This is a genomic window from Exiguobacterium sp. H66 (assembly GCF_018618705.1).
Taxonomy (GTDB): domain Bacteria; phylum Bacillota; class Bacilli; order Exiguobacteriales; family Exiguobacteriaceae; genus Exiguobacterium_A; species Exiguobacterium_A oxidotolerans.
Genome location: NZ_JACSMQ010000002.1, coordinates 371,084 through 382,884, shown reverse-complemented (window position 1 = coordinate 382,884; position 11,801 = coordinate 371,084). Strand labels below are relative to the sequence as shown.

Here is an 11,801-nt window from a genome sequence, read left to right as displayed (position 1 = left end):
CGACGGTGACTGGAAACGAATAATCGTTTCCAGTCCTTTTTTTGTTCGGTATGATAGATAACGAAGGAGATGAATCATTCGATGGAAACAATTTTATTAGTGGAAGATGATCAAAAAATCGCGGAGTTACTTCAAGAGTTGCTCGAACGGTATGATTTCCGTGTCATTCACGAAGATGGATTTGGTGATGTCGCGGCACGTTTTGAAGAGACGAAGCCGGATGTCATCCTGCTTGATGTGAACCTTCCGAAGTTCGACGGCTTTTATTGGTGCCGGCAGCTTCGCTTAAAAACCCGTGCCCCGATTTTGTTCATTTCGGCGCGAGTCGGAGAAATGGATCAAGTCATGGCACTTGAATATGGGGCGGATGACTACATCGTCAAACCGTTCCAAGGAGCCGTTGTTATCGCGAAAATCAAAAGTCAGATTCGGCGGGCGTACGGGACGTTATCAAGTGAGAATGATGAACGGACCGTCGCGAAGGCGGGCATCACGTTGTATTTAGATCGGTATATCGTCGAACATGGTGATCAATCGATCGAACTATCGAAAAAAGAGGGTTTGATTTTAGAAATGTTACTGACGGCTAGCCCGCGGATTGTCAGCCGGGGAGACCTGCTCGAACGAATTTGGGATGATGAAGCCTTCGTCGATGAAAATACATTGAACGTCAATATTACGCGTGTTCGTAAACGTTTGACAGAAATCGGCGTGTCAGGGCTTGAGACGGTCCGGGGAGTCGGGTATCGCCTGGTGCTTGAAAAATGAAACTGTTTTTTCGTTATACGATTCCAGGACTGCTGTTTTTCATCGTTCAACTGGTCGGCTTATTTCTCGTCTTATGGTTATACGATCTTTATCAACCCGCAGCGTTTTTCTATATCATCTTACTTGATACAATCGCGCTCATCATTTATTTAAGCTATCGCTTTTTTAGTATGTTGCCACTGCTTAAACGATTACAAAATCCGATTACCTCGGTTGCAGAACCGATTCGCCCCGGCAGTGAGGAACCGATCGCTGCAGCAGTCGAACAATTTTTAGAACGGCAACAAACGATTTTTCGAAACAGTTTGTTTGCCGAACGGCGGAAAGAAAAAGAACGGCACCGGTACGTCGATCAATGGATTCATCAAATGAAGACGCCGCTCTCGGTCATCGAACTGATTCTTGAACATCCGGGTGAAGATTACCGGACAGATCTGCGGCACGAAGTCGAACGACTACGGACAGGTCTTGATCAAATGTTGTATTCGTCACGCCTCGAAGCAATCGAGACGGATTTGAAGGCGGAGCAACTCAATCTCCGTGTCCTCGTCATGGACATCATCAATCAAGAAAAACGACTGTTTGTCAAAAATAAAGTCTATCCGAAGCTTGAAATCGAACCGTCCTTATACGTGTATACAGATGCTAAATGGTTCCGCTTTTTGTTACTTCAACTGTTGACGAACGCCGTCAAATACACGACGGGACATGGTAAAGAAGTCCTGATTCGGGCGATGGAACGCGACGGACAAGTCGTGCTGACATTGATTGATGATGGAGTCGGCATTCCGAAGCGTGACTTGCCGCGTGTCTTCAACGCCTTCTTCACGGGTGAAAATGGACGGCGTTACGGAGAGTCGACCGGAATGGGACTTTATTTCGTCTGGCAGGTCTGTACGAAACTCGGGCATGAAATTGAACTGGACAGTCTGGAAGGCCAAGGGACGACGTGTCGATTGAAGCTTGTAGGAGGACGAACGGATGATTGAAGTCAAACAGCTTGGGAAAGTATATGCAGGAAAAGTAACGGAACAACCGCTGACGGATTTGAATTTCCGTGTCGAGGAAGGCGAGATGGTCGCGGTGATGGGACCGTCCGGAAGTGGTAAGTCGACACTGATCAACTTACTGGCGACGCTCGATCAACCGAGCTGGGGTTCGATTTTGATGGAGGGCATTGATACATCGACCTTCAAACGAAAAGAAACGACGCGCTTTCGGCGTGAGACACTCGGAATCATTTTTCAAGAGTTCAATCTACTCGATTCGTTGACGCTTGGTGAAAACATGCTCGTTCCGTTGATGCTGTCTGGAAAAAAGACGAAGCTCGCGCGAGAGGAGATGCTCCACCTCGCAAAACGGCTCCAAATCGATGAGCTACTCGACAAACAGGTGGATGAAGTATCCGGTGGACAGCGCCAACGCGCTGCGATTGGGCGTGCTTTAATCCATGCCCCGCGTTTGATGTTGGCTGACGAGCCGACCGGTGCGCTCGATTTCCAAGCGACGAAACATGTAATGGAATTACTTGCTGAGTTAAATGCAGCCGGGATGACGATGGTCATCGTCACCCATGACCCGACGGTCGCCTCGTATTGTAACCACGTCCTGTTTTTAAAGGATGGTAACATTCAAACCGAGTTGTTTCGGGACGAACCCCGTCGTGTCTTCTTTCAACGCGTCATCGAGTCGCTGTCGTTATTAGGAGGGGACGAACATCAATTATCTACAATACGCCCTACGTAACATTAAGCGTTATCAACGCTTGTATTACGGATACGCATTGACGATTATCATTGCGATGACGATTTCGACGAGCTACTGGAACCTGGTGACGAGTGCATCGTTCCAAAATATCGCAAAAGTCTTAAGTCAATTGAATCAAGTCATCGAACTGACGATGATTTTTGTTTTTATCGCGGAACTGATTATTTTGTTTTTCAGTATCCTGTTCATCTATGCGACGACGTATACGATGCTTGAACACCGTAAAAATGATTTACGCGTCATGCGGACGCTCGGGAGCGGATTTTCGCACTTTTTAAAGTACTTCCTCATTGAGGTTCTCCTTGTCGGCGGATTAGCGATTTCGGCGGGGCTGTTGCTTGGAGTCGTCTTGACGAAACTGATGTTGCTGGCAATCGAAAAAGTGATGTTTTTACCACGACTCGATATTGAAATCTCTGCACTGTCGTTTTTAGTACTCATCGCCGGGGCACTCCTTGTTCTCTTAACGGCGACAGTACTCGCCATCTATCGATTCCGTCCGGATCGCCCTATTCGGACACGTTCAACATGGAGACGCCGCTTTCGTATGTCGCTGCGCGTCCTGGCGATTCTTCTGCTGTTCTACGGGTATGTATTAGCATTTGTCCAACAAACCGGATTTGTTTTGTTGTTTCCATTCGTCATTTTTATCGGTTCCTTTTTCATTTGCCGTTATGTGTTACCGACGTTGATGAAACTGTATCGTCCCCGGACGTTGTCGTTACGTAAACTCATCCTTTCTGAAATTGCGACACAGCTCCGGACGAATAGCACCCTCGTTGCCCTTGGGACGATTTTGACGTCATGTGGACTAACGGCAGTCGGGCTCGTCTTCATCTTTCAAGTAGTCGGGTTAGACTTATCTTCGCAAAATCATTTTGGACTCGTCTATTATGAAGAGTCGAAAGAGCAGTCCGAACGCTTGCAAAAGATTGAAGAGACGATGGAAGCGACATTCCCGGAAAAATATCAGCAGGAAGTTCGTCTGAAAAAAAAGGGGACACGTTACGTGTTGCCTTTATCCGACTACAATCAATTATTAAACGAGCTGGGACAGAAACGACGCGAGCTGAACGACCGTGAGGCGCTTCAAATTCCAGCCCGTCCCGTTCAGTTAAAAGAACAGACACCGACGATGGAAAAAGCGCGACAGGCGATGGAACAAGCTGGATACAGATTAGTAACCCCGGCTAAACACCGCCTCTTGTTCGGTTATAACTATCGCATCGAAACGCTGTTTGTCATCAGTGATCAGCGCTTCAACGAACTGGCACAGCCCCTCGCCCGGATTCGTGTCTTTGAAACGCCAGCCTATCGGGATTACGGGACAGGGGCTTGGGATGACTGGATGTCAATCGTCCGGGAAATTCAGTCGAAATCGAAGATGACTAACGAAGCGGCGGCGCCGTATCAATTAATCAATGAAACAGAAGATGAACTCGATGGGATTCGGATTGTCCGTCTCGTCTCATTCGTCGTCATTTTACTGACGGTCTGGCTCTTCGTCATCAACGCGAGTTTCCTCCACGTCTGGATGCAGATGACGGCCGAACAAGAACAAAAACGATTGAAGACGCTGTTTGCCCTCGGTTTCGATCGTCGGAGTGTCCGAACGTTTTTACTTGTGAAATATGGAGCGGTCTTAATGATTCCATACTTGATTTCCGTATTTCATGCCTGGTTGTTGTTCCAAGCCATCATTTCCGAGGCGGGTCTTAAAATGGGTCCCCTGTTCGGTGTTTCCTTGATATGGATTGGAATCGTCACGTTTTGTTATATCGGAAGCATCTTCCCGCTCTGGGTTCGGTACCCACGACACCTGCTTCAAAAATCATGCGAAAGTTCGATGTATCCGATACCGGATTCAAGGGTATGATAAGAGCATAGCGAGGAGGGAGAATATGCTGGATCATTCACCATATCGAGGGTACGGGGACCGGATTCGGATTTTGCGGGAACGCGCCGGAATCTCGATTGATCAGTTAGCAGATAACCTGGGTGTCGCACCTTATTTCATTCGACGAACAGAATTAAGTGAGGTCTACCCGACGAAAGCCTACATCGAGTCATTAGCAGAAGTTTTACAAATCGATTCGAGCTATTTGGCGCGGCATATTTGGACAGGGGAATCGTTGAAGTTCGTCATGCAGGACAGCACACCGCTCGAGGAAATGCGTTTAGCGTACGAGCAGACACTGGGTCAGGATGAGTCCGTCATCGAAGAACAACTCGAAGAACGGATGCGGATGTTTGACTTGATGTATGATGATGACGTGAAGCGAATTGAACAGACGATGAGTACGACGGAACAGCGTATCTTTCACGAGCTGGTCGAGTCGGTCATGGAGGCCGGAGAGCTTCGTCGGGAAGAAGCGCGGGGAACGTTTGAGATGTTCGAGGATAAACTCCCCTCGATGATTCAACTCGACGAGTATTTAGATCGTTTGACTGAGGGAGAAACGACCGAGCGAACGACGTGTTACACCCAGTATAGTAATCAGAATGAACGAATGCGCTATCATCGAAAGTGATGCGAAGTCTTTTCATTAAAAATGCCGCCCCTTCCTGAAGAAGAGGCGGCATTTGTTTTATGATCGTCGTGGAACTTGGTGATGAGAGACTCGGCTTTTTTGACGTGTCCGCCCGATGATGAAGCCGATGATTGCGTTCGCGATGACGAGAACCCATCCGACGTATCCAAAGTTGAGCGTCAAGCTACCAAGCATAGCTTGCCATTTGAAGACCATCATGAAATCTCCACGGATCACAAACCGAGCGATACAAACGAGTAACACCGTCGTGCCGGCGATGAAGATTCCCATCCAACTTCCGAAGAGGCGAGATGATTGAATGCGGATAGCGACGAACGACCAGAAAAATAGACTGACGACAAACGTCATGCCACCATAGGCAAGGACGAGCTTCCACGTCTCGCTCGCTTGTGGAAATTTCGTAAACATGACAAGGGACGAGACGATGGCGGCAGCGGTGAATAAAATAGCTGCCCAAAAACGAGACCGCATAACGTAGTTCCTCCTAAAGTTTTTCTCACTTAACGATAGCGGAAACGCCTCATCTTGTAAACCACTACTGACGACCACTTAAAATACGTCGCAGTTGCTTGAGCGGGTTCGATCCATAGAACAGAACACCGCCTCGATAAAATTTCGTTCCGACGAACAGGGCAAGGGCGATACTCGCACCCATCAAGCCGACCGACAAGACGACTTGCCACATCGGGACGTCTGTCAGCATGACCCGTAAGAACATCAACATCGGGGTGAAGAACGGAATGAATGATAAGACGACGACCGCTTGATTCGTCGGAGCATTCAGACTGAACATCGAAATCGTGAAGGCGATGACGATCAACATGATGACCGGCAACGTCACTTGCTGCGCATCTTCGACCCGACTGACGAGTGACCCTAATGCTGCAAGTAACGTCGCATAGAGGAAATACCCGAGTAAGAAGAACAAGAATAAGTAACTGATTGTTCGGATGCCAAGTGAATCAAGTGCTAAACGATCAAACAGACTACTCTGCTTCCCACTGTAGTAACCGACGAAGATGAGGAGTGAAAGTTGAATCATACTGACCGTTGCAATCGACAGAATTTTAGCAAGCATGTGTTGGATAGGACTGACGGCAGAAATCAAGAGTTCCATGACCCGTGATGATTTTTCATTCGCAATTTCTGAGACGATCATCCCTCCGTAAATCGCAATCGTAAAGTACATCAAAAAGAGTAAAATATAGACGAGGGAAGAAGCAGCGAACAGTTCCTCTTCGCTTTTTCCGCCGGTTGACGTCAGTTCCTGCTTCATCGCGACAGGCTCGGCGATCGAGGCGAGAAGTGTAGGATCGATTTCCGCTTCGGCAATGATACGCTGATCACGCACTTGTTTCAGAGCGGCTGACAGTTGCATCTGAAGTTGCTGTTCCGGGCTTTCACTAATCAATGTGACGGCGTAAGGATCATCGGTCATCAGTGCGACGGCATCATACGTCCCTTTTTTTACGACGTCACGTGCTTCTTTTAAGGTGAAGTCTTTTTTATCGACGTCGGTTTTAATGCCACTTTCCTTTAGAACAGGAATGATGTCTGCATCAAGTGAACTGACAACGGCGATTTTAGGGTCATCTCCTGAAAACCAATCAATGATCCGTTCGATGTTCGTCAGACCGACTAAAAAGACGACAAGTAACACAGTCGAGATGAGAAAACTTTTCGACCGCAATTTTTGTAATAGACTAAAGCGATACAGGGTCATAAATTTACGGTTCATAACGTTTTCCGACCTCCTCGATGAAGATGTCCTGTAGGGAGAGTTGATCCCAGACGAAACGTTCGACGTGGAAACCTTCTGTAATTAAATGGCGAAGTAATCCGTCGGCGGCTTCTTTCGATTCGACTTGGAGCGTGTAGCCGGTGCCTTCCGTCTCGACCTGTAAAATACCAGGCAGTGCATCCCATAACAATGGTGGGGCATCAGTTGCTAACAAAACACGCGTTTTTCCGTAACCTGCCTTGATGTCTGGTAAGTAACCGGCGACAACGGGTTTTCCGTGATCTAAAATCGCGACATGTTCGCATAATTCTTCGACATGATCCATCCGGTGACTTGAGAAGACAATCGTCGTCCCGTCCGTCGTCAGTTTCCGGACCGCTTTTTTAAGTTGTTCGACGTTGACAGGGTCAAGTCCGCTGAACGGTTCATCGAGAATCAACAGATCCGGCTTGTGCAGGACCGCAGAAATCAATTGGATTTTTTGCTGATTCCCTTTAGACAGCTGTTCGACACGCATCTTTTCATACTGAGGAATTTGAAAGTAATCCAACCATGCCAACAGAGACGCTTTAGCCTCTTTACGCCGCATCCCACGAAGCTCGGCTAAAAAGATTAATTGCTCGTCCACCCGAATCTTTGGATAAAGACCGCGTTCTTCTGGTAAATAGCCGATTTGCGAGAGGGGGATGGCTTTCCCTTTCCATGTGATTGATCCGGTCGTCGGTTTCAGGATACCGAGTAGCATCCGGAACGTCGTCGTCTTTCCGGCACCATTCGCGCCAAGTAATCCGAAAATCTGTCCTTCCGGAACTTGAAACGATAGATCATCGACGGCTGTAAACTCGCCGAACTGTTTTGTGATGTTCTGTAGTTCTAGCATGTGAACCTCCTTGGCAGACTAAGTAGTCACTTCTCTTTACATTGTACCCTTACGTTAAAACTGGTTAAAGGTTCCATTTTAAAAGGTATACAATTGAGCATTTTTGTTTACTTTTAGTAATTTAGTTACTATTATCGTGTTAAAGGGAATGAACAAAAAGTGAGGAACAGCTTTATTTCCATGATCGGGGCGAATTCTTCGTAAAATCGCAACGAACGCAACATGCCGCACCAATCACAGTCAAGAAGGGGAGACTCGTATGATACATCTTTTTGAACAACCTAAAAAACAAGGCGCACCGATTTTCTTGCTTCTCCATGGCACGGGTGGATCGGAGCAAGATTTAATCGGACTCGTCCAATTACTTCATCCAGATGCCGGCTATCTCTCCGTTCGTGGAGCAGTCACGGAAAATGGGATGCCGCGTTTCTTTAAACGCTTGGCAGAAGGCGTCTTTGACGAAGCCGACTTAGCCTTACGGACAAAAGAATTGATGGCATTCATCAAGGAAAAAAGTGAGACGTATCAATTTTCCGTTCAGGAATTAATTCCCGTCGGTTACTCGAATGGGGCAAATATCGCAGCGAACATGATGTTCGAAGAAGCCTTGTTTGCACAAGCAATCTTACTCCATCCGATGGTGCCGCGTCGTGGCGTCAAATTACCGGATAGTATGGGGGTCAACGTCTTTATCGGCGCAGGTATGAACGATCCGATTTGTGCCGCGAGTGAGACGGAAGAACTGAAAGAGCTGTTCGAAGGTGCGGGAGCACATGTCGACGTGACATGGTCGAATCATGGACATCAGCTCGTCATGCCGACGATTGAAAGCGCGGCATCCTGGTTAAACAATCAATTGACACAATGAAAAAGCATCGAGAACTCAAGGGGCAGAATCCTGAGTTCTCAATGCTTTTTTCTTAAGCAGGATGGTCACTTTTCGGACGAGAATAAACAATCAAGATTCCTCGCTCAACGAGTTGCATCGCAAGTGTCTCTTTTGCCTCTTCAGAAATTTTCGTCTGCGTGATGTGTTTGTACAGGTGCCGGAGTTCGCGACGCATCGGTTTGCGGACGAGCCACATGCTGTCGATGATCGAACACCACGTCAGGACGGTTTCTTGACCGATATAGAATTGCTTTTGCCGATTGAGATAACGAATCCACCATTCATCGCGAAGCATTTTTAAAGTAACGCCAGTAACAAAGACGATCAGAAATGTCAGTGGAATTGTTTCATACAAAGGAAGACTTGTCAGGACATCACGAAGTCCTGTGACTAAGCTGAGCATCATCCAACCAATGAGCCCGATGACGAGCCAATAACCAAAGTTGAGTGTACTTCGTCGTTGCATCATGAGTTTCGGTTTCAAGAGTGGAGTGGCCATCAGAATCACCTCCTTGTGAAATAATCGAATTTTCTGACAATTTATAGTTGTCCTTTTACTATAGTTACTTTTTCCCTAAACGTCCAGTCATTAGACATGGAAAATGTGTTTCTTTCTTGACGATTTTCGTGTACGCTAAAAAAAGAAAGTGAGCGGTTACATTAAAGGAGGAAAACAGATGGTGGATCAAGTCGTTTGGATCGCGGTTGGTATCGTCGCAATCGCTGTGTTCACAGCTTCAAGCGTTGCTGCGTACATGGGCGTTAAAAATCAAGAAGACTAAGGATTGGTCAGGCATCAGCCTCACCGAATCTTTACAAGCTCAAAGGACGATTCCGCTGTCGGAATCGTCCTTTTTAGATTTCGGAATACAATAAAGGCCGATTCGAATGACAAACGTATCATTCGGATCGACCGGATTTAACTTATTTATTTTCTGTGACGTCTATCTTTTCTGCATACGGTTTTAAGGCATCGCTCCACCGCAAGTAACCGCCACCGACGAGGTGCAACCCATCATACGTCAGCCGATTTTGGAGGTATCCTTGATCGTTCGTCAAGACCGGGCGTAAATCGACGAAGTCGGCATCGACCGATTCTGCGAGCTGCTTCAAATTACGGTTCAACGCTTCGACTTCACGGTTGACCCGGACGGAGTCGGAGTATTTCGGTGCGACGGGGACCGTTGACTGGATGACGACGTCGATGTTATTTTTTCGGAGTGTCGTCACGATCGTCGTCATATTCTCTGTAATCTTAGAGACGGGTGTGAAGTGCCGGATGTCATTGATACCACCCATCACGAAAACTTGTTTTGGTTCTAACTCAAGAATTAAGTCAAGTCGTGTCAAAAATCCTTCCGTCGTATCACCGGGAATCCCGAAATTAACGATCGATGAATCATTCATCAAAATCCGCCAGTCACCAAAATGTGTCATCGAATCACCTAACATGACAGCATTCGGAGATTTTGGGTATTGATAAGTATGGAAGAGACTATTCAATCGGACATAGTTGGAGTTTTTTGTGTATTGGAATGTCGTAACCGGTTTCGAACTCATTGCAGGGAAGACGTCTTCGATTAAATCAAGTGGTTTACGTCCGAACAGTAGTGCAAGGAGAACGATGTTTATGACAACCGAGAGAATCAATAGTGCTTTTTTCATAAAACAATCGTTCCTTTCAGAGGAGTATAAGGGGTAGTGTAACATGAATCGAAATCCATGGTTCGACAATATTAAAGGATTTCTTGTCATTTTCGTTGTCATCGGTCATATGCTGACTGATATTCGGTTCGATTATGATGGCAAGGTACTCGAGACGGTCTATTTAATTATTTATTCGTTCCACATGCCGTTGTTCATCATTTTGAGTGGCTACTTCTTTCGTGAAAACAAGTACTTACGGGTGATTCAATTGTTTGCCGTCTATTGTGTCTGGCAAATTTTAATCGGGTCGTGGGCAACCTTCGGGGAAGGGTTACCCTTATTTTCCGGTCAAAATATCGGGACGCACTTGTTGCGTCCGTACTGGGCGCTTTGGTATTTGTTCGTCATGGTCGTCTGGTACATCGTCACACCATATGTCGTGCACTTGAGAGGATATGTCTGGTTCGGTTTAGCGTTCGCTCTGTTATACGGTTTCGAACTTGAGAATACAGGATTCCTGGCATTACGGAAGTTAATCATGTTCTATCCGTATTTCTTATTAGGGAACTATCTCTCGGAACACGAGTTCATCCGGATTTTCGAAATGCCGAAAAATTTCAAACGTCGGATGAACGTCCGCTTACTGGGCGGACTCGCGTTCACTTCCGTCGTCGGTTTTTTATTGTTTCAAGCCTGGCGGGATACACCGCAAGAAGTCGTCGATCTTGCAAATGCCTTTAAACATCGTTTTCCTTACGTCGAACAATATGATAGCGATGCCTGGGTCGGGGTACTGAAGCATAGCGTCATCTATTTCTTATCAATCATGGCGTCACTCGGGTTCATGATGCTTGTGCCGATGCGCAGGCTTCCACTCGTGACCCGGGCAGGGGAGCTGAGTCTCTACGTTTATCTTTTACACGTCTTCTTCGTCATGGCTTGGCGACAATATGTAACGGGTGCATTTGTAACAGAACCTTGGGTCGCCTTGTTGATCATTTTTGGCGTTGCGATTTTAATCGTCGGAATCATCGTTCACCCGGCAGTTGTTCGGATGTTACGCCCATTGATTGAAATCGACATCCGTCCGATTGTCGAGAAGCGGGAAGACCTTTCAAAAAAAGGTTAAATGCTATACACTTTAAAGTAGATGGATTAATAGATGAAGGGCGTGGAAAGTATGTCATATAACTTAAACAACGCGGATGGTGTCGTAAACGTTTCTCAGCAGGTAATCGAGGTCATCGCCGGAGTTGCCGTCAAGGAAACAGAAGGTATCGCATTTACGCAAGATGATTCGAAACTTCAAGAAAAACAAATGGTTAAACTCGTTAAGGTCGAAGATGTCGGAGGCGAGATTACGGTCAGCCTGGCTGTTCATATCAAGTATGGTATGTCGATCATCAAGACAGCGGGTAAAGTGCAAGAACGGATTGTGCAAGACATGGAAAACATGTTGGCATTCCCACCGAAAGCAGTCGACGTACGCGTCATCGGATTGTTAAAAGGATAAAAAAGGAACGAGGCGCTTCGTCAGTGGACGAGGCGCCTCTTTGT

At 46.7% G+C, this 11,801-nt stretch carries 13 protein-coding genes; 8 read left to right on the top strand and 5 right to left on the bottom strand.

Features of this window, described 5'->3' with window-relative positions; translation table 11 throughout:
• Positions 1-81: 81 nt before the first annotated feature.
• The 5 genes from KNP88_RS05275 to KNP88_RS05255 are packed head-to-tail and all read left to right on the top strand — an operon-like array spanning position 82 to position 5,066.
• Positions 82-768: a response regulator transcription factor gene (locus KNP88_RS05275; RefSeq protein ID WP_088837822.1), complete on the top strand. Its 687-nt coding sequence runs from the start codon at positions 82-84 to the stop codon at positions 766-768.
• The gene (locus KNP88_RS05270) at positions 765-1,757 is read left to right on the top strand and encodes a sensor histidine kinase (protein WP_214892647.1); all 993 of its coding nucleotides are present in this window, start codon (positions 765-767) and stop codon (positions 1,755-1,757) included. Before KNP88_RS05275 ends, KNP88_RS05270 begins: the two co-directional genes overlap by 4 nt.
• Positions 1,750-2,514 (top strand): ABC transporter ATP-binding protein, encoded by a 765-nt coding sequence (locus KNP88_RS05265; protein WP_088837820.1) that lies wholly within the window; start codon positions 1,750-1,752, stop codon positions 2,512-2,514. The genes KNP88_RS05270 and KNP88_RS05265 overlap by 8 nt, the downstream gene beginning before the upstream one ends.
• A gap of 19 nt (positions 2,515-2,533) precedes the next feature.
• Positions 2,534-4,411 (top strand): ABC transporter permease, encoded by a 1,878-nt coding sequence (locus tag KNP88_RS05260; RefSeq protein WP_251137129.1) that lies wholly within the window; start codon positions 2,534-2,536, stop codon positions 4,409-4,411.
• Positions 4,412-4,436: 25 nt separating this feature from the next.
• Positions 4,437-5,066 (top strand): helix-turn-helix domain-containing protein, encoded by a 630-nt coding sequence (locus KNP88_RS05255; protein ID WP_214892644.1) that lies wholly within the window; start codon positions 4,437-4,439, stop codon positions 5,064-5,066.
• Between the two features lie 57 nt (positions 5,067-5,123).
• On the opposite strand, the gene KNP88_RS05250 is transcribed toward KNP88_RS05255, so the two are convergent.
• The 3 genes from KNP88_RS05250 to KNP88_RS05240 form a co-directional block, all read right to left on the bottom strand.
• Positions 5,124-5,558 (bottom strand): hypothetical protein, encoded by a 435-nt coding sequence (locus KNP88_RS05250; RefSeq protein ID WP_088837818.1) that lies wholly within the window; start codon positions 5,556-5,558, stop codon positions 5,124-5,126.
• A 64-nt stretch (positions 5,559-5,622) separates the two neighbouring features.
• Positions 5,623-6,825, bottom strand: coding sequence for an ABC transporter permease (locus tag KNP88_RS05245; protein WP_214892641.1), 1,203 nt, complete (start codon positions 6,823-6,825; stop codon positions 5,623-5,625).
• Entirely contained in the window at positions 6,815-7,708 is an 894-nt protein-coding gene (locus KNP88_RS05240; RefSeq protein ID WP_214892638.1) for an ABC transporter ATP-binding protein, read from the bottom strand. The genes KNP88_RS05245 and KNP88_RS05240 overlap by 11 nt, the downstream gene beginning before the upstream one ends.
• 259 nt (positions 7,709-7,967) lie before the next feature.
• Here KNP88_RS05240 and KNP88_RS05235 point away from each other — a divergent pair, with 259 nt between their 5' ends.
• Entirely contained in the window at positions 7,968-8,576 is a 609-nt protein-coding gene (locus KNP88_RS05235) for an alpha/beta hydrolase (protein ID WP_214892635.1), read from the top strand.
• Positions 8,577-8,628: 52 nt separating this feature from the next.
• Here the strand turns inward: KNP88_RS05235 and KNP88_RS05230 are convergent, their stop codons facing one another.
• Together KNP88_RS05230 and KNP88_RS05225 are read right to left on the bottom strand one after the other, a co-directional pair.
• Entirely contained in the window at positions 8,629-9,096 is a 468-nt protein-coding gene (locus tag KNP88_RS05230; protein WP_088837814.1) for a hypothetical protein, read from the bottom strand.
• Between the two features lie 425 nt (positions 9,097-9,521).
• Complete coding sequence (locus KNP88_RS05225) at positions 9,522-10,262, bottom strand: SGNH/GDSL hydrolase family protein (RefSeq protein ID WP_029331492.1); 741 nt, start codon at positions 10,260-10,262, stop codon at positions 9,522-9,524.
• 43 nt (positions 10,263-10,305) lie between these two features.
• Between KNP88_RS05225 and KNP88_RS05220 the strand changes: the two genes are divergently transcribed.
• A complete protein-coding gene (locus KNP88_RS05220; RefSeq protein ID WP_214892632.1) occupies positions 10,306-11,373 on the top strand; it encodes an acyltransferase family protein in 1,068 nt (355 codons plus the stop codon).
• 51 nt (positions 11,374-11,424) lie between these two features.
• Positions 11,425-11,757, top strand: coding sequence for an Asp23/Gls24 family envelope stress response protein (locus tag KNP88_RS05215; protein WP_235195173.1), 333 nt, complete (start codon positions 11,425-11,427; stop codon positions 11,755-11,757).
• The last annotated feature ends 44 nt before the right edge of the window (positions 11,758-11,801 follow it).

Excerpts from the sequence above, each read along its gene's own strand:
- KNP88_RS05275 (WP_088837822.1), top strand. The coding sequence starts at position 82 with ATGGAAACAATTTTATTAGTGGAAGATGATCAAAAAATCGCGGAGTTA.
- KNP88_RS05270 (WP_214892647.1), top strand. The coding sequence starts at position 765 with ATGAAACTGTTTTTTCGTTATACGATTCCAGGACTGCTGTTTTTCATC.
- KNP88_RS05265 (WP_088837820.1), top strand. The coding sequence starts at position 1,750 with ATGATTGAAGTCAAACAGCTTGGGAAAGTATATGCAGGAAAAGTAACG.
- KNP88_RS05255 (WP_214892644.1), top strand. The coding sequence starts at position 4,437 with ATGCTGGATCATTCACCATATCGAGGGTACGGGGACCGGATTCGGATT.
- KNP88_RS05250 (WP_088837818.1), bottom strand. The coding sequence starts at position 5,558 with ATGCGGTCTCGTTTTTGGGCAGCTATTTTATTCACCGCTGCCGCCATC.
- KNP88_RS05245 (WP_214892641.1), bottom strand. The coding sequence starts at position 6,825 with ATGAACCGTAAATTTATGACCCTGTATCGCTTTAGTCTATTACAAAAA.
- KNP88_RS05240 (WP_214892638.1), bottom strand. The coding sequence starts at position 7,708 with ATGCTAGAACTACAGAACATCACAAAACAGTTCGGCGAGTTTACAGCC.
- KNP88_RS05235 (WP_214892635.1), top strand. The coding sequence starts at position 7,968 with ATGATACATCTTTTTGAACAACCTAAAAAACAAGGCGCACCGATTTTC.
- KNP88_RS05230 (WP_088837814.1), bottom strand. The coding sequence starts at position 9,096 with ATGGCCACTCCACTCTTGAAACCGAAACTCATGATGCAACGACGAAGT.
- KNP88_RS05225 (WP_029331492.1), bottom strand. The coding sequence starts at position 10,262 with ATGAAAAAAGCACTATTGATTCTCTCGGTTGTCATAAACATCGTTCTC.
- KNP88_RS05220 (WP_214892632.1), top strand. The coding sequence starts at position 10,306 with ATGAATCGAAATCCATGGTTCGACAATATTAAAGGATTTCTTGTCATT.
- KNP88_RS05215 (WP_235195173.1), top strand. The coding sequence starts at position 11,425 with ATGTCATATAACTTAAACAACGCGGATGGTGTCGTAAACGTTTCTCAG.